Annotated in this window: 21 protein-coding genes; 18 read left to right on the top strand and 3 right to left on the bottom strand. The window is 69.8% G+C overall.

Annotated features, from left to right (window positions below; all coding sequences use genetic code 11):
• Window positions 1-10: 10 nt before the first annotated feature.
• Window positions 11-925: a RecB family exonuclease gene (locus ACWD35_RS04085; RefSeq protein ID WP_451349570.1), complete on the bottom strand. Its 915-nt coding sequence runs from the start codon at window positions 923-925 to the stop codon at window positions 11-13.
• A 179-nt stretch (window positions 926-1,104) separates the two neighbouring features.
• Here ACWD35_RS04085 and ACWD35_RS04080 point away from each other — a divergent pair, with 179 nt between their 5' ends.
• From ACWD35_RS04080 to ACWD35_RS04070, 3 genes are all read left to right on the top strand, one after another.
• Entirely contained in the window at window positions 1,105-2,559 is a 1,455-nt protein-coding gene (locus ACWD35_RS04080; RefSeq protein ID WP_451349569.1) for a site-2 protease family protein, read from the top strand.
• Between the two features lie 61 nt (window positions 2,560-2,620).
• Window positions 2,621-3,523, top strand: coding sequence for a tRNA (adenine-N1)-methyltransferase (locus ACWD35_RS04075; protein ID WP_451349568.1), 903 nt, complete (start codon window positions 2,621-2,623; stop codon window positions 3,521-3,523).
• Window positions 3,524-3,767: 244 nt separating this feature from the next.
• Entirely contained in the window at window positions 3,768-4,349 is a 582-nt protein-coding gene (locus ACWD35_RS04070) for a hypothetical protein (protein ID WP_451349567.1), read from the top strand.
• A gap of 31 nt (window positions 4,350-4,380) precedes the next feature.
• Here ACWD35_RS04070 and ACWD35_RS04065 read toward each other — a convergent pair whose 3' ends face one another.
• Window positions 4,381-4,683: a ferredoxin gene (locus tag ACWD35_RS04065; protein WP_451349566.1), complete on the bottom strand. Its 303-nt coding sequence runs from the start codon at window positions 4,681-4,683 to the stop codon at window positions 4,381-4,383.
• Window positions 4,684-5,308: 625 nt separating this feature from the next.
• Here ACWD35_RS04065 and arc point away from each other — a divergent pair.
• The 6 genes from arc (at window position 5,309) to prcA (ending at window position 11,464) form a co-directional block, all read left to right on the top strand.
• Window positions 5,309-7,075: a proteasome ATPase gene (arc, locus tag ACWD35_RS04060; protein WP_451349565.1), complete on the top strand. Its 1,767-nt coding sequence runs from the start codon at window positions 5,309-5,311 to the stop codon at window positions 7,073-7,075.
• A gap of 231 nt (window positions 7,076-7,306) precedes the next feature.
• The gene (gene dop, locus ACWD35_RS04055) at window positions 7,307-8,818 is read left to right on the top strand and encodes a depupylase/deamidase Dop (RefSeq protein WP_451349564.1); all 1,512 of its coding nucleotides are present in this window, start codon (window positions 7,307-7,309) and stop codon (window positions 8,816-8,818) included.
• 172 nt (window positions 8,819-8,990) lie between these two features.
• Window positions 8,991-9,209: a ubiquitin-like protein Pup gene (locus ACWD35_RS04050; protein WP_125499188.1), complete on the top strand. Its 219-nt coding sequence runs from the start codon at window positions 8,991-8,993 to the stop codon at window positions 9,207-9,209.
• 49 nt (window positions 9,210-9,258) lie between these two features.
• A complete protein-coding gene (locus ACWD35_RS04045; protein WP_451349563.1) occupies window positions 9,259-9,864 on the top strand; it encodes an endonuclease VII domain-containing protein in 606 nt (201 codons plus the stop codon).
• Window positions 9,816-10,658: a proteasome subunit beta gene (gene prcB / locus ACWD35_RS04040; RefSeq protein WP_451349562.1), complete on the top strand. Its 843-nt coding sequence runs from the start codon at window positions 9,816-9,818 to the stop codon at window positions 10,656-10,658. The genes ACWD35_RS04045 and prcB overlap by 49 nt, the downstream gene beginning before the upstream one ends.
• A 59-nt stretch (window positions 10,659-10,717) precedes the next feature.
• Entirely contained in the window at window positions 10,718-11,464 is a 747-nt protein-coding gene (gene prcA / locus ACWD35_RS04035; RefSeq protein WP_451349561.1) for a proteasome subunit alpha, read from the top strand.
• 60 nt (window positions 11,465-11,524) lie between these two features.
• On the opposite strand, the gene ACWD35_RS04030 is transcribed toward prcA, so the two are convergent.
• Window positions 11,525-12,541, bottom strand: a complete 1,017-nt coding sequence (locus ACWD35_RS04030) for a LacI family DNA-binding transcriptional regulator (protein ID WP_451349560.1) — start codon at window positions 12,539-12,541, stop codon at window positions 11,525-11,527.
• Window positions 12,542-12,658: 117 nt separating this feature from the next.
• Between ACWD35_RS04030 and ACWD35_RS04025 the strand changes: the two genes are divergently transcribed.
• The 9 genes from ACWD35_RS04025 to tatA all read left to right on the top strand — a co-directional run bounded on the left by ACWD35_RS04025 (window position 12,659) and on the right by tatA (window position 20,134).
• Window positions 12,659-13,918, top strand: a complete 1,260-nt coding sequence (locus ACWD35_RS04025) for an MFS transporter (RefSeq protein WP_451349559.1) — start codon at window positions 12,659-12,661, stop codon at window positions 13,916-13,918.
• A 9-nt stretch (window positions 13,919-13,927) separates the two neighbouring features.
• Entirely contained in the window at window positions 13,928-15,289 is a 1,362-nt protein-coding gene (gene pafA, locus ACWD35_RS04020) for a Pup--protein ligase (protein WP_451349558.1), read from the top strand.
• A 144-nt stretch (window positions 15,290-15,433) separates the two neighbouring features.
• On the top strand, window positions 15,434-16,438 hold the full coding sequence (locus ACWD35_RS04015) for an FKBP-type peptidyl-prolyl cis-trans isomerase (RefSeq protein WP_451349557.1): 1,005 nt from the start codon (window positions 15,434-15,436) through the stop codon (window positions 16,436-16,438).
• A 117-nt stretch (window positions 16,439-16,555) separates the two neighbouring features.
• Window positions 16,556-16,936: an FKBP-type peptidyl-prolyl cis-trans isomerase gene (locus tag ACWD35_RS04010; protein WP_451349556.1), complete on the top strand. Its 381-nt coding sequence runs from the start codon at window positions 16,556-16,558 to the stop codon at window positions 16,934-16,936.
• Between the two features lie 140 nt (window positions 16,937-17,076).
• Window positions 17,077-18,054, top strand: a complete 978-nt coding sequence (locus ACWD35_RS04005) for a helix-turn-helix transcriptional regulator (protein WP_451349555.1) — start codon at window positions 17,077-17,079, stop codon at window positions 18,052-18,054.
• Between the two features lie 17 nt (window positions 18,055-18,071).
• Window positions 18,072-19,079, top strand: coding sequence for a helix-turn-helix transcriptional regulator (locus ACWD35_RS04000; protein WP_451349554.1), 1,008 nt, complete (start codon window positions 18,072-18,074; stop codon window positions 19,077-19,079).
• Window positions 19,080-19,108: 29 nt separating this feature from the next.
• A complete protein-coding gene (locus tag ACWD35_RS03995; protein ID WP_451349712.1) occupies window positions 19,109-19,369 on the top strand; it encodes a hypothetical protein in 261 nt (86 codons plus the stop codon).
• A gap of 42 nt (window positions 19,370-19,411) precedes the next feature.
• On the top strand, window positions 19,412-19,606 hold the full coding sequence (locus ACWD35_RS03990; RefSeq protein WP_451349553.1) for a hypothetical protein: 195 nt from the start codon (window positions 19,412-19,414) through the stop codon (window positions 19,604-19,606).
• Between the two features lie 243 nt (window positions 19,607-19,849).
• The gene (tatA, locus tag ACWD35_RS03985) at window positions 19,850-20,134 is read left to right on the top strand and encodes a Sec-independent protein translocase subunit TatA (protein WP_451349552.1); all 285 of its coding nucleotides are present in this window, start codon (window positions 19,850-19,852) and stop codon (window positions 20,132-20,134) included.
• Window positions 20,135-20,176 lie beyond the last annotated feature (42 nt).

Genomic DNA, 20,176 nt, shown 5'->3' with positions numbered 1-20,176 from the left:
CACTCCTTCGCTAGTCCGGCCCCATTCTGCCCTGCGACAGTTCACCCGACTCGGCCGCCCTCACCGCCAAGGGGTACGGCGGGGGAGTGCCGCCGAACTCCGGGCAGTGCGCCTGGTGGTCGCACCAGCCGCACAGCTTCGTCGGCCGGGGCCGCCACTGACCGCTCTCCGTCGCCTGCCGGATCGCCTCCCACAGCGCGAGCAGCTTGCGCTCCACCCGCTCCAGGTCCGCGAGGACCGGGTCGTACGTCAGCACGTCCCCGCTGCCCAGATACACCAGCTGGAGCCGGCGCGGGATCACCCGCTTCAGCCGCCACACCACCAGGGCGTAGAACTTCATCTGGAACAGCGCGCCCTCCGCGTACTCCGGGCGCGGCGCCTTCCCCGTCTTGTAGTCGACGATCCGCACCTCACCGGTGGGCGCCACGTCGACCCGGTCGATGATGCCGCGCAGCCGCAGCCCCGACGCCAGCTCGGCCTCCACGAACAGCTCACGCTCGGCCGGCTCCAGGCGCGTCGGATCCTCCAGCGTGAACCAGCGCTCCACCAGCCGCTCGGCCTCACCGAGCCACCGCGCCAGCCGCTCGCCCTCCGGATCGTCGGCGAACAGCTCCGCGACCTCCGGCTTGTTCTCCCTGAGCCGGTCCCACTGCCCCGGGATCAGCGCCTTGGCCCGCGGCGCCGTGCGCTCCCCGGCCGGCGCGTCGAACAGCCGCTCCAGCACCGCGTGCACCAGCGTGCCGCGCGTCGCCGCCTCGCTCGGCTTCTCCGGCAGCCGGTCGATCACCCGGAACCGGTACAGCAACGGGCACTGCATGAAGTCACTGGCGCGCGACGGCGACAGCGACGTGGGCGCGACCGGCACGCGCTCCGTGCCGCCGGTCGTGCCGCGGTCGGCCCCGCCGTCCTCGATGCTGCTCTCCATGACCACAGACCATACGGCCCACCACTGACAGTGACCCAACCACGGGCCGTGGAGGCCGTGTGACCACGCGCCGAACACAAGGGGTGCCGGGGCGAAACGTGCCACCACGGCCGCATACCATCGACCCGAGACCCTTCCGCCCCGGCAGGCGTGGAAGACGCTTCGAACGAGGGGACACCGTGGACGTGAGCGGCGGGAGCGGACAGTCGCGGCCCGGCAAGAACGAGCCGGACGAGCACACCGCAGGTCCTGCGGCCCCGGCGACCGGATCCCCCGACCCCGGATCCACCGACCACCCCGGGCCGGAGCGCGACGACGCCCCCGACGGCCCGCAGGCCGACGCGGACGGCGCGGACGACACCGGCACCGATGCCGAAGCCGGCGCCGGCACCCGGACCGGCGGGCCCGAGCCCATCGAGCACCACCGCACCCTCGCCCACTCCGGCATCGCCAAGGGCGAACCGCCGCAGCGGCGCCCCAAGGAGCCCGGCGGCGGCATCCTCATGGGCCGCCCCTTCGGCGTCCCCGTCTACGTCGCCCCGAGCTGGTTCCTCGTCGCCGCCCTGATCACCTGGGTCTTCGGCGGCCAGCTCGACCGCGTCCTGCCCGAGCTCGGCGCCGCCCGCTACCTCGTCTCCCTCTTCTTCGCGGTCGCCTTCTACGCCTCCGTCCTCGTCCACGAACTCGCCCACACGGTCGCCGCGATCCGCTTCAAGCTCCCGGTCCGCCGCATCCAGCTCCAGTTCTTCGGCGGAGTCTCCGAGATCGAGAAGGAAGCCGAGACCCCCGGCCGCGAATTCGTCCTGGCCTTCGTCGGACCCCTGCTCTCCCTCGTCCTCGCCGGACTGTTCTACCTCGCGATGCAGCCCGTCGAGCCCGGCACCGTACCCGGCGTCCTGCTGGCCGGCCTCATGGTCTCCAACCTCATCGTGGCGATCTTCAACCTGCTGCCCGGACTGCCCCTCGACGGCGGCCGGATGCTCCGCGCCGTCGTCTGGAAGATCACCGGCAGGCCCATGACCGGCACCGTCGCCGCCGCCTGGGTCGGCCGCGCCCTCGCCATCTCCGTCCTCATCGGCCTGCCCCTGCTCAACCAGTCCGGCACCCTCGGCGGCGGCAGCGAGACCAGCGGCGGCATGGACACCGTCACCGACGCCCTGCTCGCCGCCATCCTCGCCGCGATCATCTGGACCGGCGCCGGCAACAGCCTGCGCATGGCCCGGCTGCGCGAACACCTCCCCGAACTGCGCGCCCGCACCCTCACCCGGCGCGCCGTACCCGTCCAGACCGACACCCCCCTCTCCGAAGCCCTGCGCCGCGCCAACACCGCCGGCGCCCGCGCCCTCGTCGTCGTCGACGCCGACGGCAACCCCCTCTCCCTCGTCCGCGAGGCCGCCATCGTCGGCGTACCCGAACACCGCCGCCCCTGGGTCGCCGTCGGCGGCCTCGCCCAGGACCTCACCGACGGCATGCGTGTCTCCGCCGAACTGGCCGGAGAGGACCTCCTCGACACCCTGCGCGCCACCCCCGCCACCGAGTACCTGGTCGTCGAGGAGACGGGCGAGATCTACGGCGTGCTGTCGGCGGCGGACGTGGAGCGGGCCTTCGTCAAGGCGATGGCCCGCCCCAGCTGACCCCGCCCGCACCCGCTCACCTGTGGTCGGCGGCCCCCTCGGGTGCCGGTAGGCTGGTCACATGTCCGAACCGACCGGTGCCGCCCGCAGGCGCGGGCCCTTCAAGGTCGGGGACCAGGTACAGCTGACCGACCCCAAGGGCCGCCACTACACGTTCACGCTCGAGGCCGGGAAGAACTTCCACACCCACAAGGGTTCCTTCCCGCACGACGAACTGATCGGCGCTCCCGAGGGCAGCGTTGTCCGCACCACCGGCAACGTGGCCTACCTCGCGCTGCGCCCCCTGCTCCCCGACTACGTCCTGTCCATGCCCCGCGGGGCAGCCGTCGTCTACCCCAAGGACGCGGGGCAGATCCTCGCCTTCGCCGACATCTTCCCCGGCGCCCGCGTAGTCGAGGCCGGCGTCGGCTCCGGCTCGCTCAGCAGCTTCCTGCTGCGCGCCATCGGCGACCAGGGCATGCTGCACTCCTACGAGCGCCGCGAGGACTTCGCCGAGATCGCCCAGCAGAACGTCGAGCGCTACTTCGGCGGCCCGCACCCCGCCTGGCAGCTCACCGTCGGCGACCTCCAGGACAACCTGTCCGACACCGACGTCGACCGCGTCATCCTCGACATGCTCGCCCCCTGGGAGTGCCTGGACGCCGTCTCCAAGGCGCTCGTTCCCGGCGGCATCCTGTGCTGCTACGTGGCCACCACCACCCAGCTCGCCCGGACCGTCGAGTCCATCCGGGAGATCGGCTGCTTCAACGAGCCGACCGCCTGGGAGACCATGATCCGCAACTGGCACATCGAGGGCCTGGCCGTCCGCCCGGACCACCGGATGATCGGCCACACCGGCTTCCTGCTCACCGCCCGTCGCCTCGCCGACGGCGTCGAGCCGCCCATGCGCCGCCGCCGCCCCGCCAAGGGCGCCTACGGCGAGGACTACGCCGGACCCAACGCCGACGGCGGCGCCGGCCGCTGACCGGTCCCGCACCAGCACAACGCAAGGGCGCCGTGCCGAAGTTCCCGAACCGAACCGGGAACCCGGCCACGGCGCCTTTGCGTTGACCGGGCACCAGGGCCCCCAAGGCCCCCTCGCCCCCGCGGCTCACCCCGCGCGGGCTGCCCGCCTGCGGCAATCCCCGACCCCGCCGTTCCCCCGCACCGTGACGTGTGGCACCATGCTGGCCACCCCACCGGCACAGCCCTCACAGGAGACACTCCTAGTGCAGTCATCCGCCGTTCCGGAGCTAGCTCACACCCACACCCGGCCCATCCACTGGGTCGCCACCGCCACAGCCGTCGCCGGCGTGGTCGCCCTCTCCGCCCTCGTACAGCCCGGCTCGGCCACCGCAGCCCAGCCCACCCCCGGGACCGAGACCGGATCCGCCCCCGCGGCCGTCGCCCCGCCCAGCACCAGGGGCGTCGCCTTCCCGCTGAACTGCGGACCGGTCAAGGCGATCGTCGTGAAGAAGGCCACCGGAGACCTCGACGGTGACGGCCGACCGGAAACCGTCGCCGTCGTGCACTGCAACGCCCCCATGGGCACCCCGCCCGACGGCGTCTACGTCCTCACCCGGGGCGCCGACGACGGCAAGGCCCGCGTCGTCGCCACCCTCGTCGACCCCAAGGACCGGCTCACCGTCACCGACTTCGCCCTGCGCGAGCGCACGGTCTCGGCCACCCTGCTCGGCTACTCCTCGGACGACGTGCCCAGTTGCTGCCCCGACGTGAAGACCGCGACGGCATGGAAGTGGAACGGCAGCGCCTTCATCCGCTCCACACCCGCCGCGGCCCACAGCGTCTGACCCACCGGATCCGGACGGACCCGGCCGGAGCTCACTCCGCGCCGGGTCCGTACACCTCGACCCCGTCCGCGACCCGGCGCACGTGAATGCACTCGCCGGGACACTCCTTCGCCGAGTCCACGACATCCGCCAGCAGCGGCAGCGGCACCGGCGTCGTCGCCCCCACGGACTGCAGCAGCTCGTCGTCCACGCCCTTCACATACGCCAGCCCGTCGATGTCCAGCTCGAACACCTCGGGCGCGTACTGGACGCAGATCCCGTCGCCGGTACACAGGTCCTGGTCGATCCAGACCTCCAGCGCCTCGCCGCCCAGGGCCTCCTGCTGCACGGTCATCTCTCCTGCCGTAGGTTCGCCGGACGGCCCCGGCGCGATGGCCGGCCAGGTCCGCACCAGCGGCTGTTGAACACCTCGACCCTACCTCCGCCGCTCTCCCCGCCCTTCCCCGCCTTTCTCTGCCCTCTCCTCTGCCTTTCCTGGTCGTGATCGACCGCATCCGGCCACCCGGACCGGCCGCCGCCGGGTTTCCGCCCACCCCCGCCCGGGTACGACCGCCCGACCGGAAAGGCACACCAGCGCCCGCCCGGCAGGGCAACCGACGCCCGACCAGGAGGGGACACCGGACGCCGGGACGGCCACTTCACGCCGCACCCGCCGTCACATCGACCGCCCGAACCGTCGCTCTGCGTGATGACCGCGCGAGCGCCCACCGGGCTGCCCCGGCACGGGCGCACCGGCCCGCAACGGACAACTCCGGCCAGTCCGGAAGGGTTTTGACCACCCCCGACATGGAACAACCCGCTTCTGAATCACGTTGAGTGGGTATCCCCTCCGTGCGAGAGGGAGCGCACCGGGTGACCGACGACACACCTTGACAGTCCATGTGATCTAGGGGTTTCAATCGACACCCACCCAGGTAGGGTCTGGAAGCGTCCAGCTCCCCTTGGAGGAGGTGAGGACCGTGGCAGCCCACGACGACGACATGAACCGCGGCATCCGCCCGGGACGAGGGTCCGAAGACCCGGCCGGGCAGATCGCCTACCTTGAGCAGGAGATCGCCGTCCTGCGACGTAAGCTCGCCGACTCTCCGCGACACACGAGGATTCTCGAAGAGCGGATCGTCGAGCTGCAGACCAACCTGGCCGGCGTCTCCGCCCAGAACGAACGACTGGCCAACACGCTCCGCGAGGCCCGCGACCAGATCGTGGCCCTCAAAGAGGAAGTCGACCGCCTCGCCCAGCCGCCGGCCGGCTTCGGAGTCTTCCTGCAGGCCAGCGAGGACGGCACCGCCGACATCTTCACAGGAGGCCGCAAACTCCGCGTGAACGTCAGCCCGAGTGTCGACCTCGACGACCTCAGGCGCGGCCAGGAGGTCATGCTCAACGAAGCCCTCAACGTGGTCGAAGCCATGGAGTACGAGCGCGTCGGGGACATCGTCACCCTCAAGGAGATCCTCGAGGACGGCGAACGCGCCCTGGTGCTCGGGCACACCGACGAGGAACGGGTGGTACGGCTCGCCGAGCCGCTGCTGGACGTCACCATCCGCCCCGGCGACGCCCTCCTGCTCGAACCCCGCTCCGGCTACGTCTACGAGGTCGTGCCCAAGAGCGAGGTCGAAGAACTCGTCCTCGAGGAAGTCCCCGACATCGGCTACGAGGCCATCGGCGGCCTCGGCAACCAGATCGAGGCCATCCGCGACGCGGTCGAACTGCCCTACCTCTACCCCGACCTCTTCAAGGAACACGAGCTGCGCCCGCCCAAGGGAGTCCTCCTCTACGGACCCCCCGGCTGCGGCAAGACGCTCATCGCCAAGGCCGTCGCCAACTCGCTGGCCAAGAAGGTCGCCGAAGTCACCGGCCAGGCCTCCGGCAAGAGCTTCTTCCTCAACATCAAGGGCCCCGAGCTGCTCAACAAGTACGTCGGCGAGACCGAGCGGCAGATCCGCCTCGTCTTCCAGCGTGCACGCGAGAAGGCCAGCGAGGGCACGCCCGTCATCGTCTTCTTCGACGAGATGGAATCCCTCTTCCGCACCCGCGGCTCCGGCGTCAGCTCGGACGTGGAGAACACCATCGTCCCCCAGCTGCTCGCCGAGATCGACGGCGTGGAGGGCCTGCAGAACGTGGTCGTCATCGGCGCCTCCAACCGCGAGGACATGATCGACCCCGCCATCCTGCGCCCCGGCCGCCTCGACGTGAAGATCAAGATCGAGCGGCCCGACGCCGAAGCAGCCAAGGACATCTTCGGCAAGTACCTCACCGAGCGCCTCCCGCTCCACACGGACGACCTCGGTGAACACGGCGGCGACAAGGCCACCACCGTCCAGAGCATGATCCAGACGGCGGTCGAGCACATGTACGCGGAAACCGAGGAGAACCGCTTCCTGGAAGTCACCTACGCCAACGGCGACAAGGAAGTCCTCTACTTCAAGGACTTCAACTCCGGCGCCATGATCGAAAACATCGTGGGCCGCGCCAAGAAGATGGCGATCAAGGACTTCCTGGAGAAGAACCAGAAGGGCCTCCGCGTCTCCCACCTCCTCCAGGCCTGCGTGGACGAGTTCAAGGAGAACGAGGACCTCCCCAACACCACCAACCCGGACGACTGGGCCCGCATCTCCGGAAAGAAGGGCGAACGGATCGTCTACATCCGTACCCTCATCACCGGAAAGCAGGGCGCCGACACCGGACGCTCCATCGACACAGTGGCGAATACCGGTCAGTACCTGTAACGGCGGGGCGGCTGCGGGTGCCCACACCGGGTACCCGCAGCCGCTGCTTTTCCGCCCACGACCGGAGCAGTCAATGACGCAAATGATCTCCCCACCAGCGCAAAGGCGCTCTAGGCTCTTTCCTACCGCCGAAACGCGCAGTGCGGGGACGGGCACCGCACACGCACCGGAGCGCCAGCGGTACGTCAGCGGCACCCACGACCGAGGGCGCCGCCGGGCAAGGAGGGCCGCATGACCGTACGGCGAGTAATGGGCATCGAGACGGAGTACGGCATCTCCGTCCCCGGCCACCCCAACGCCAATGCCATGCTCACCTCGTCCCAGATCGTCAACGCCTACGCGGCGGCGATGCACCGGGCCCGCCGGGCCCGCTGGGACTTCGAGGAGGAGAACCCGCTGCGGGACGCGCGAGGCTTCGACCTCGCCCGCGAGGCCGCCGACGCCAGCCAGCTCACCGACGAGGACATCGGCCTCGCCAACGTGATCCTCACCAATGGAGCACGCCTCTACGTCGACCACGCCCACCCCGAATACAGCGCCCCGGAGGTCACCAACCCCCGCGACGCCGTCCTCTGGGACAAGGCCGGCGAGCGGATCATGGCCGAGGCCGCGGAACGGGCCGCCCAGCTGCCCGGCGCCCAGCCCATCCACCTCTACAAGAACAACACCGACAACAAGGGCGCCTCCTACGGCACGCACGAGAACTACCTGATGAAGCGGGAAACCCCCTTCTCCGACATCGTGCGCCACCTCACCCCCTTCTTCGTCTCCCGCCAGGTCTTCGCCGGCGCCGGCCGCGTCGGCATCGGCCAGGACGGACACGAACACGGCTTCCAGCTCAGCCAGCGCGCCGACTACTTCGAGGTCGAGGTCGGCCTGGAGACGACACTCAAGCGGCCCATCATCAACACCCGCGACGAGCCCCACGCCGACGCCGAGAAATACCGCCGCCTGCACGTGATCATCGGCGACGCGAACCTCTCCGAGATCTCGACGTACCTCAAGCTGGGCACGACGGCCCTCGTCCTCTCCATGATCGAGGACGGCTTCATCGCGGTGGACCTCGCCGTGGACCAGCCCGTACGCACCCTCCACCAGGTCTCCCACGACCCGACCCTGAAGCGCCTCATCACCCTCCGCAGCGGCCGGACACTCACCGCCGTACAACTCCAGATGGAGTACTTCGAACTGTCCCGCAAGTACGTCGAGGAACGCTTCGGGGCCGACGCCGACGAACAGACCAAGGATGTCCTCGCCCGCTGGGAAGACACTCTGAACCGGCTCGAGAACAACCCGATGAGCCTCGCCGGCGAACTGGACTGGGTCGCCAAGCGCGAACTCATGGAGGGCTACCGCCGCCGCGACGGCCTCGACTGGGACGCCGCCCGGCTGCACCTGGTCGACCTCCAGTACGCCGACGTACGCGCCGAGAAGGGCCTCTACAACCGCCTGGTGGCCCGTGGACGCATCAAGCGGCTGCTGGACGAGACCGAGGTCGACAGGGCCCGCACGAAGCCGCCGGAGGACACACGCGCGTACTTCCGCGGACGCTGCCTGGAGCAGTACGCGGACGACGTGGCGGCGGCATCGTGGGACTCGGTGATCTTCGACCTCCCAGGCCGGGACTCCCTCCAGCGCGTTCCAACCCTCGAACCACTACGCGGAACGCGAAATCACGTCAAGGAGCTGCTGGACCGCTGCCGCACCGCGGAAGACCTGGTCAGGGTCCTGTCCGGCGGCTGAGCGCGCTCAGCGGGCACGCGTACCACCCCCGGCGGACAGGGTGGAAATCCCACCGCCCGGGAATCATCGAGGTGGCCCCCGTACGTTGGAGAAACTGCGGGGCCGATGTCGGACCCGGCTTGTAGGGTCTGATCATCACCGATCGGCAGGCGAACTGAGCGGGGTGAGGGTTATGGCGACCAAGGACACCGGCGGCGGCCAGCAGAAGGCTACGCGCTCCACCGAAGAGGTCGAGGAGCAGGCGCAGGACGCGCAGGCTGCGGAGGACCTCAAGGAGCGGCACGAGAAGCTGAGCGATGACGTGGACTCCGTCCTCGATGAAATCGATGACGTACTCGAGGAGAACGCCGAGGATTTCGTTCGGTCCTTCGTGCAAAAAGGTGGAGAGTGAAGGCGACTTGACTGCTTTAGCTTCGAAATGAAGTCTGCGGGGGAGCTGGGTGGCTGAGGAACCGAACGCGAAGGAATGCAGGAAATGCGGGCAGGATCTGCCTCTTGCGGCCTTTGCCGGGGACAGGAATCGGCGTGACGGCCTCCAGGTGCATTGCCGGGAGTGCGTGGCGGAGTACAGCGCCGCGCACTACCGGCGCCGCCGGGAGGCCATGGGTAAGTCTGTCCAGGAGAAGGTGGATGTCCCGGCCGGGCACAAGCTCTGTCGGATGTGCGGCGAGGTCAAGCCTCACAGCGAGTGGCATCGCAACGCGACCGCTTCGGACGGTCTATCGACGCGCTGCAAGGCCTGCCGGGCCGAGCGTGGGCGGCAGGACCATCTGAAGCGCCAGTACGGCATCACCGAAGCCGAGCGCGACGAGTTGATCGCCTCTCAAGGAGGCGTCTGCTGTATATGTCTGACGGCTCCGCCCGCACATGTGGATCACTGCCATGAGACGGGTAGGGTCCGTGGCGTACTGTGCTTCAGCTGCAACGCTGCACTGGGGCAGTTCAAAGATCAGCCCGAGGTGATAACGCGGGCTGCTGCATACGTGGAAGGAAACGCGTGGAAGCCAACACTCGTAGCACCGGGCGTCTACCAGCTGCCTTCCTGACGCCTGGGTCCTCCTCTTTCATGGACTTTCTCTCCGAGCACCAGCCCGAGCTGCTGCCCGGCAAGCGGCAGCTGCCCGTGCAGGGTGTGATCGAGGCGCCGCACGGCACGACCATCGTGGCGGCCACCTTCCCCGGGGGTGTCGTGCTGGCCGGTGACCGGCGGGCGACCATGGGGAACGTCATCGCCCAGCGGGACATCGAGAAGGTGTTCCCGGCGGACGAGTACTCGGCCGTGGGTATCGCCGGCACCGCCGGTCTCGCCGTGGAGATGGTGAAGCTCTTCCAGCTGGAGCTGGAGCACTTCGAGAAGGTCGAGGGTGCTCAGCTGTCGCTGGAGGGCAAGGCGAACCGGCTGTCGACCATGATTCGTTCCAATCTCGGGATGGCGATGCAGGGGCTGGCCGTGGTGCCGCTGTTCGCCGGGTACGACCTGGACCGGGAGAGGGGCCGCATCTTCTCCTACGACGTGACGGGCGGCCGTTCCGAGGAGCACAACTTCGCGGCGACCGGCTCGGGCTCGATCTTCGCGCGTGGTGCGATGAAGAAGCTGTTCCGTGACGATCTGACCGAGGAGCAGGCCATGACGCTGGTGGTCCAGGCTCTCTACGACGCGGCTGACGACGACTCGGCGACCGGTGGTCCCGATGTCGCCCGCCGGATCTACCCGATCATCACCGTGATCACCGACGACGGTTTCCGCAAGCTGACGGAGGGGGAGTCCTCCGAGCTCTCCCGTGCGGTGCTCCAGGGGCGTCTGGAGGAGCCGGACGGCCCGAAGGCCGCCCTGCTCTGAGCGCGGGCCCGGTTCTTGAAGGTGATCCAGTGACCATGACAGAAAGGGACGGATAACCGGTGTCGACGCCGTTCTATGTCTCACCCCAGCAGGCCATGGCCGACCGGGCGGAGTACGCCCGGAAGGGCATCGCCCGTGGCCGCAGCCTGGTCGTGCTGCAGTATGCCGACGGCATTGTGTTCGTCGGTGAGAACCCGTCCCGTGCGCTGCACAAGTTCAGCGAGATCTACGACCGGATCGGTTTCGCGGCGGCCGGTAAGTACAACGAGTACGAGAATCTGCGGATCGGCGGCGTGCGGTACGCCGATCTTCGTGGGTACACGTACGACCGTGACGATGTGACCGCGCGTGGTCTGGCGAACGTGTATGCGCAGACGCTGGGCACGATCTTCTCGTCGGCGGCGGAGAAGCCGTACGAGGTGGAGCTGGTGGTCGCCGAGGTGGGAGAGACCCCGGAGGGTGACCAGATCTATCGGCTGCCGCATGACGGTTCGATCGTGGACGAGCACGGTTCCGTGGCGGTCGGCGGCAACGCCGAGCTGATCAGCAACTATCTGGACCAGCGTCATCAGGACGGCATGAGTCTGGCCGAGGCGCTGAAGCTGGCCGTGCAGGCGCTGTCCCGTGAGTCGAACGGTTCGCAGCGGGAGATTCCGGCGGAGCGTCTGGAGGTCGCGGTCCTGGACCGTACGCGTCCGCAGAAGCGCAAGTTCAAGCGCATCGTCGGCCGCCAGCTGTCGCGTCTGCTGGAGGCGGAGGGTGCGGCGAACGAGGCGGAGTCCTCGGAGGAGTCCGAGGAGGAGTAGTCCTCGCGTTCTGCTCTGTGGCAGGCCCCGGTCGGTGTTCCGGCCGGGGCCTGCCGCGTTTCAGGGCGTGCGAGGCGGTGCCGTGGAGCCGCGGACGACCAGTTCGACGGGGATGTCGCCGCGGTCCGGCTCGCGGCCGTCCAGGACGGCGAGGAGGGCGTGCATGCCGCGTTCCCCGAAGAGCTCGGCGTCGAGGCGCACGGTCGTCAGCTCGGGGTCGATGGCGGTGGCGAGGGCGAGGTCGTCGAGGCCGGTGACGGAGACGTCGTCGGGGACGCGCAGGCCGAGGCGGCGGAGGGCTTTGTAGGCGCCGGCGGCGAGTTTGTCGTCGTCGCAGACGATCGCCGTGGGGCGGGGGCCCGGAGCGGTGAGGGCGGTCTCGGTGGCGGCGAGGGCGCCTTCGATGGAGATCGGGGCGCGGGCCGTGCGGACCTGGGTGCCGGGGACGGCGGTCATGCGCGCTGCCAGTTCCCGGGCGCGCATCTCGAAGGTCCAGGAGGGCACGTCGGCGGCCAGGTGGAGGATGCGGCGGTGGCCGAGGCCGAGGAGGTGCTCGGTGACCTGGCGGACGCCGTCGGCGATGTCGAGGTTCACGGTCGCGGCGCCGAGGCTGCCCTCGGGATCGCTGTCGAGCATCACCAGGGGCAGCTGGTCGCCGTGGATGGCGGTGAGGGCGTCGGCGGCCATGGAGGAGGCGATGACGCCGTCCAGGGCGGCCTGTGCGGAGGCGAAGGGGTCGCGGGCGGGGCCGATGCCTTCGGGGGAGGGGTAGAGGACGACTCCGAAGCCGTGCTGGGCGGCCACGCGTGCGGCGCCGGTGTAGACGCCGGCGAAGAACTCCGTCGTCAGGGCGGGGACGACGAGCAGGACCGTGCGGGTGCGGCCGAGGCGCAGGTTGCGGGCGGCGAGGTTGGGCCGGTAGCCCAGCTCGCGCGCGGCTGCGCGGACGCGCTCGGCGGTTGCCTCGGAGACCCGGCCGCGCCATTTGTCGCCCAGCACGAGGGAGACGGCCGCCTGGGAGACTCCGGCCGCCTGGGCGACGTCACGGCTGGTCGGGCGCGTGCTGCTGCGTGCCACCGCGGGTGCGCTCCTTCTCTGGACGTGTGAACAGCGCACATGGTACGTATGAGAGAGGAAGTTATACGTAACACTTGGGGCGTCGAGGCGTCCCGGTGAGCTGCTGAAGGGCAGGACATGGCCACGGGATACCTGGAGATCCTCCGGGCGAGACACGCGCTCCGGCTGCTCACGGGCACCCTGGTGGGCCGGCTGCCCAACGCGATCGCCTCGATCGCCCTGGTGCTGTTCGTGCGTGCCGAGGGCGGCACGTACAGCCTGGCGGGCCTCCTGGCGGCCGTGTACGGCCTCGCCAACGCCGTGGGGCAGCCGCTGCTGGGCCGGCTGGTCGACCTGTACGGTCAGCCGCGTGTGCAGCTGCCGGCGGCCCTGCTGTCGGCGCTGTCCATGTCCGTCTTCGCCTTCTCGGGCATCGACCCGCTTCCGTCGGCGTACGTCGCCGTGGGGGCGGCCGGTCTGTTCACGCCGCCCCTGGAGGGCGGTCTGCGCGCCCTGTGGCCCTCGGTGCTGCGCCGTGAGGAGCAGGTGCACACCGCGTACGCCCTGGACGCCATCGCGCAGGAAATCATGTTCACGGTCGGCCCGTTGCTGGTGACGCTGTGCGTGGCGCTGTGGTCGGAGCGGACGGCGCTGCTGGTGCTGAACGCCCTGGGTGTGCTGGGCGCGCTCTCGGTGGTCGTCTCGCCGCCCTCGCGCGCGTGGCGTTCGGAGCCGCGCGAGGCGCACTGGCTGGGTGCGCTGCGCTCGCCGGGGCTGCTGGCGCTGCTCGGCTCCTTCCTGTTCATCGGCATGGCGCTCGGCTCGATCGCCGTGGCCTCGGTGCCGTACGCGGACGCGCACGGCGGTGACGCGGTGTACGGCTGGCTGATGGCCGGGCTGGGCCTCGGGGCGCTGGTGGGCGGCACGGTGTACGGGGCGCGGCAGTGGAGCGGTGCGCCGGAGCGGCGACTGCGGGTGCTGGTGGCGCTTCTGGCGGTGTGTTACCTGCCGCTGATGCTGATGCCGGGCGCGGTGGCGATGGTGGTGCTGAGCGCGGTCTCGGGGCTGTTCCTGGCGCCGACCATCGCCTGTGCGTTCATCATCGTCGACCGGCATGCGCCGAGCGGGACGGTCACCGAGGCTTTCTCCTGGCTTGTGACGACGTTCACGGTGGGTGCGTCGGTGGGAACGGCCCTGGCGGGGCCGGTGGTCGAGGCCGGCGGGGCGCTGTGGGGCTTCGCGGTGCCGGGTGCGGCGGGTGCGGTGTCGCTGCTGGTCCTGCTGGCCACGGGGCGGGTCCTCGCAGCTCCCGCGCGGGGCGGGGTCGTTGCGGCTTCATCGGAATCTGATCCAAATCGTGCTGTCGAACCCCGTTTCAGCTCGGGGGATCGGGCGTAATGTTCCCTCATGGACCGCCGCATTTTCGGGCTGGAGAACGAGTACGGCGTCACGTGCACGTTCAGGGGACAGCGGCGCCTGTCTCCTGACGAGGTGGCGCGGTACCTCTTCCGCCGTGTCGTGTCATGGGGTCGCAGTAGCAATGTCTTTCTGCGAAACGGCGCCCGCCTCTATCTCGACGTGGGGTCACATCCGGAATACGCGACACCCGAATGTGACAACGTGATCGAACTGGTCACCCACGACAAGGCCGGCGAGCGCATTCTCGAGGGACTCCTGGTGGACGCGGAACGACGCCTGCACGAGGAGGGAATCGCGGGCGACGTCTACCTCTTCAAGAACAACACCGACTCGGCGGGCAACTCCTACGGCTGCCACGAGAACTATCTGGTGGCCCGGCACGGGGAGTTCTCCCGGCTCGCGGACATTCTCATCCCGTTCCTGGTGACGAGGCAGTTGCTGTGCGGTGCGGGCAAGGTCCTGCAGACGCCGCGCGGCGCGGTGTACTGCGTCAGCCAGCGCGCGGAGCACATCTGGGAGGGCGTCTCCTCGGCGACGACCCGGTCCCGGCCCATCATCAACACCCGGGACGAGCCGCACGCGGACGCCGAGCGCTACCGTCGGCTGCACGTGATCGTGGGCGACTCGAACATGTCCGAGACGACGATGCTGCTCAAGGTCGGCGCGACCGATCTGGTGCTGCGCATGATCGAGGCGGGCACGGTGATGCGTGATCTCACGCTGGAGAACCCGATCCGGGCGATCCGTGAGGTCAGCCATGACATCACGGGGCGGCGCAAGGTGCGGCTGGCCAGCGGCCGGGAGGCATCGGCGCTGGAGGTGCAGCGGGAGTACTTCGACAAGGCGGTGGACTTCTGCGACCGCCGCGGGATCCGTACGGGCACGGTCGCGCAGGTGCTGGAGCTGTGGGGCCGTACGCTCGACGCGATCGAGACCGAGGAACTGGACCGCATCGCCACCGAGATCGACTGGGTGATGAAGTACAAGCTCATCGAGCGGTACCGGGCCAAGCACAACATGACGATGTCGCATCCGCGGGTGGCTCAGATAGACCTCGCGTACCACGACATCCACCGTCGTCGTGGCCTGTACTACCTGCTGGAGAAGAAGGGCCAAGCCGCCCGGATCTGCAATGACTTGAAGATCTTCGAGGGCAAGTCGGTTCCGCCGCAGACCACTCGGGCCCGGCTGCGCGGTGACTTCATCCGCAGGGCGCAGGAACAGCGCAGGGACTTCACGGTCGACTGGGTGCACCTGAAGCTCAATGACCAGGCGCAGCGCACGGTGTTGTGCAAGGACCCGTTCCGTTCGGTGGACGACCGGGTGGAGAAGCTGATCGCCGGAATGTAGCGCCGGGCTCGTCTGTCAAGCGTTTCGCCGCGGTTATGCGGGAACGCCACACGGGCGCCGTACGTTTCCCGTACGGCGCCCGTGTGGCGTCGTAGAGTTGCGCGCACGCCAATCCGCAAGATCGACCGATTACGAGGCTTCTCCGTGCGCCGACGTTCACTTCTCCTCGCCGCCGTTCCCGCAGGACTGGTCACGCTCGCCGGGTGCGGTGACGGCAAGTCCGAATCCAGCAAGGCCGGCGCGTCGCCGTCGGGCTCGGCGTCCGCTCCGCCGCCGCCCAAGATCGTGGAAGGGCCGTTGCCCGCGATCACGGCCGGGACGAAGTTCGGCGAGAAGCCGAAGGTCGCGAAGGGGCCGGGGGAGCCGTCGAAGAACCTGGCGGTGAAGACGGTGATCGCGGGCAGTGGCCGTACGGTCACGGAGAACGCCTTCATCCAGGCGAACTATCTGGGCCAGATCTGGAGCAGCGGCAAGGTCTTCGACAACTCCTACGACCGCAAGCGGCCCCTGCTGATGCAGCTCGCGCAGGGCAGCATCATCGACGGCTGGCGGTATGGCCTTGCGGGCAAGAAGGCGGGCAGCCGGGTCCTGATCTCGGTCCCGCCGGGCCAGGGGTACGGCAAGGCGGGCAACCCGCAGGCGGGCATCAAGGGCGACGACACGCTGGTCTTCGTCATCGACCTGATGGAGGTCTACAACTCCAAGAGCTCCGTGCAGGGCAAGCCGGTCGCGCAGAGCGACGCGGCGCTGCCGAAGGTCGCCACCAACACCGACGGTCTGGTGCCCAAGGTCACCGTGCCCAAGGTGGCCCCGCCGACGAAGCTCGTGTCGGAGTACGTCCTGGAGGGCGACGGGCCCGAGGTCACGGCCGAGCAGGCGGTCCTGTGCCAGTTCCAGGGCCTGGTGTGGGACAGCGGCAAGACGTTCCAGCGGACGTACGGCTCGGGCCGGCTCAGCCAGTTCTCGATCGCGCAGATGCAGCAGGCCGTCAAGGGCCTGGCCCAGGGACTGACCGGCAAGAAGGTGGGCAGCCGGGTCCTGATCGTCGTGCCGCCGGACCTGGGCTACGGCAACACCCCGCCGAGCGGCGGTGTGATCAAGAAGGGCTCCACGCTGGTGTTCACGGTGGACATCCTCGCGACGATGTAGCACGCGCGGTGGACGCGCCGTGGCACGCGCGCGTGGTGTGACCGGTGGCGGGCGGGAGGCCTGCGGGGATGAAAGACTGTTCGTGTTTCGTGTCGTACACATGCAGGAGCAAGTGACGTGAACAAGGACAAGCCCGAGATCGACTTCCCGGGCGGCGAGCCCCCGGCGGACCTTGAGATCAAGGACATCTGGGAGGGCGACGGCGAGGTGGCCGAGGCCGGCGACTTCGTCAAGGTCCACTACGTGGGTGTCGCGTTCTCCACGGGTGAGGAGTTCGACGCCTCCTGGAACCGGGGTCGGCCGCTGGACTTCCAGCTCGGTGTCGGCCAGGTCATCCAGGGCTGGGACAAGGGCGTGCAGGGCATGAAGGTCGGCGGCCGTCGCCAGCTGACCATCCCGGCGCACCTGGCCTACGGCGACCGTGGCGCCGGTAACGCGATCGCCCCGGGCGAGACGCTGATCTTCGTCTGCGACCTCGAGGGCGTTGCCAAGCGCTGACCGGTTCCGGTCGAGAAAGGGCCCATGCTGTCCGCATGGGCCCTTCTTGTTTGCGCCCATCTTTGCTCCGGCTTTTGCCTCGACACCCCGGAGCGGTACGGTCATCGGTCGTAAGCACCATAGGGAGGCGAAGGGCGTCGATGGCCATTGCCAAGGCCGAGCGGCTGATGAACCTGGCGCTGTGTCTGCTGGGGACGCGGCGTCCGCTCAGCAAGCGCGAGCTGCGTGAGTCCATCGAGGCGTACGTCGAGGCCTTCAGGCCGGAAGGCGGCGCAGCAGGCAGCGACGACTCCTTCAACCGCATGTTCGAGCGGGACAAGGACGACCTGCGCGAGCTGGGCTTGGTGATCGAGACCGTCGAGAACATCGACGGCGAGGTCGGCTACCTGGCCCGCCGGGACAGCAACCGCCTTCCGCCCATCACCCTGGACGCCGAGGAGGCCGCCGCCCTCGGGCTCGCCGCGAAGGTGTGGCAGCAGGCCCGGCTCGCGGGCGCCGCCAGCGGCGCTCTGCAGAAGCTGCGCGCCGCGGGACTGCCCGAGGACGTCGACCCGTACGAGGCGCACGGCGCGCTGGAGCCGCACATCCCGGTGCACGAGGCGGCCTTCGAACCGCTGATGCTGGCCTGCCGCGACCGCCGCCCGGTCGTCTTCGACTACCGCAAGGCCACCGCCGCGCACCCCGAGACCCGGCATGTCGAGCCGTGGGCGCTGGAGTGCTGGCGCGGCCACTGGTATCTGGCGGGCTGGGACCGCGACCGGGGTGCCGAGCGGGTCTTCCGGCTCTCCCGGATCACCGGCCGGGTCCGCTCCCGGGGCACCGGTTTCACCGCGCCCGTGCCGGACGTCGTCACCGTGCGTGAGACGGTCGCGGGCTGGGCGGGCGAGATAGCGGACCGTTCGGCGCTGATCCGGCTGCGTTCCGGCGCCGGTTACCCCCTTCGGGCGAAGGCCACCCGCGTCCGGGAACTCGGCGACGGCTGGGACGAGTTGGAGATCCCGTACGGGCACGGTCTGGACGCCTGGCTGGTGGAGTTCGGGCCGGACGTGGTGGTCCTGGAGCCGGCCGAACTGCGGGCCGACGTGGTGGACCGGCTGCGGGCCGTGGCGAAGGGCTGAGGGAGCGGAGCACGATCATGGCAGGCAAACCGGCGAGGCCCGTGAACGCCATCGACCAGACCCGGCGGATGCTGTCCCTGGTGACGTATCTGCGGGAGCGGCCCGGCGCCCGGATCGCGGACGTGGCGCGCGCCTTCGGCATCACCGAGGACGAGCTGGTCTCCGACCTGGATCTGCTGCCCATGTGCGGCACCAGCTTCCGGGGCGGCGACCTGCTGGACATCGACACCGACGGCGAGTGCATCTGGTGGCACAACCCGGCCGCGCTCGGCGAGGAGGCGGCCGAGCCGCTGCGGCTGGCCGCCGACGAGGCGACCGCGCTGCTGGTGGCGGCCCGCGCGGTGTCGACGCTGCCCGGCCTCAGGGAGGGCGACCGGCAGGCGCTGCTGCGGGCCACGGCCAAGGTGGAGGCCGCGGCCGGCGAGGCCGCGGGCGCCAGCTCCCGGCTGTCCGTGACCTTCGAGTCCGAGGGCGGTGTCTTCGCCGACGTCGACCGGGCGATCTCCGAGCGCCGCCGGCTGTGGATCCGCTACTACTCGCCCGCGCGGGACGAGCTGACCGAGCGCGAGATCGACCCGATCCGCCTGGTCAGCGTCGGGCACACGTACGTGGAGGCGTGGTGCCGCCGCTCCGAGGCCCGGCGCACGTTCCGGCTGGACCGGGTCGCCGAGATCAGGATCCTGGACGAGCCGTCCGCGCCGCCCGAGATAGAGCCGCGTGACCTGTCGGAGGCCCTGGTGCAGCCGGCCGCCGAGGACCCGGAGGTGGTGGTCGAGGTGGGTCCCGCCGGCCGCTGGGTCGCCGAGTACTACCCGCACGACAGTGCCGACGAGCTTCCCGACGGCGGGCTGCGCATCACCCTGCGCACCCCCGATCCGGCCTCGCTGAGGCGACTCGCGCTCCGGCTCGGCGGTGACGGCCGGATCGTCTCGCCGCCCGATCTGGCCGACAGTGCCCGCCGGGCGGCCCGCGAGGCGCTGGCGGCGTACGACAGGGTTCACGACAGGCAGGAGCAGGAGCGTTGAGCGAGTCTCCGGTGTCCGGTGCGGGTCAGATGACGGTGGCGGCGGCTTTCGCCGGGATGAAGCGGGTGGTCCCCGTGATGTTCAAGGCCGGCTGCCCGGACTGCCGGGGCCACTTCGAACTCGCGGCGAGCGCCCTGCGGCTGGCCATCGGCGCGACCAGCCGGACGACGTTCTACTCCTTCACCTGCCCCGAGTGCGGGGCCTCGGTGCGCAAGCCCGCGGGGGAGCGGATCGTCGAGCTGCTCACCGGCGGCGGGGTCCGGACCCTGCGGCTGCACTCCACGGTGTAGGCGGCTGTATTCCACGCAGCGGGACGGTCTAGTCTCGACGTCATGTTCTGGCCGATGTTCGCGGTAGCCGTGGGTTTCCTGGGTCTCGCTGTCCTGGGGGTGCTCGCCGTCCGGGTGTTCCTGGAGGCGCGGCGGCTGGGGCAGCAGGTCGCGGCCTCCGCGCGCCGTATCAACAGGGCGGCCGAGGACCTGGAGCGGGCCGCGGTGAGCGCGGCTCGGGCCGTGGACACCCTGTGAGTCTCGTCCGTGCCGCGCTTGTGCCGTGCTTGGGCCGCGCTTGTGGTGCGCTCTTCTGTGATGCGCATTGGGTCACTTCGCCCTGTCACCTTGCCGGTCGGGCCAGGTACGCTCTGATCGCGGCCCGGACAACGAGGCGCGGTCCGCAGAGCAGGAGTACGCACCGGGCTTGTCCCACGTTCATCCCGGGGCGATACGATCGCTGCACGCTCCGCCGCCCGCCTCAGTGAGAAGGTGAAACTTATGTTCCGCAACGGACTTGAGCCGTGGCACCTGCTGCTCCTCGCTCTTGTGATCCTCCTCGTGTTCGGCTCCAAGAAGCTCCCGGACATGGCGCGCTCGCTCGGCAAGTCCGCGCGCATCCTGAAGAGCGAGGCGAAGGCGATGAAGGACGACGGCAAGCAGTCCACCGAGACCGCCCAGTCCTCCGAGGAGCCCGCTCCGGCTCAGCGCACGATCCAGGCCGCCCCCGGCGACGTGACCAGCTCCCGCCCGGTCAACGAGCCGACGGACACGACCCAGCGCTGACGCGAGGGCCGGGGGTATCCGGTCCGCTGCACGAGATGAGGA

Source organism: Streptomyces sp. NPDC002671 (genome assembly GCF_053592475.1).
Note: the sequence above shows the minus strand (reverse complement) of the source record. Positions and strands in the feature narration are given on the sequence as shown.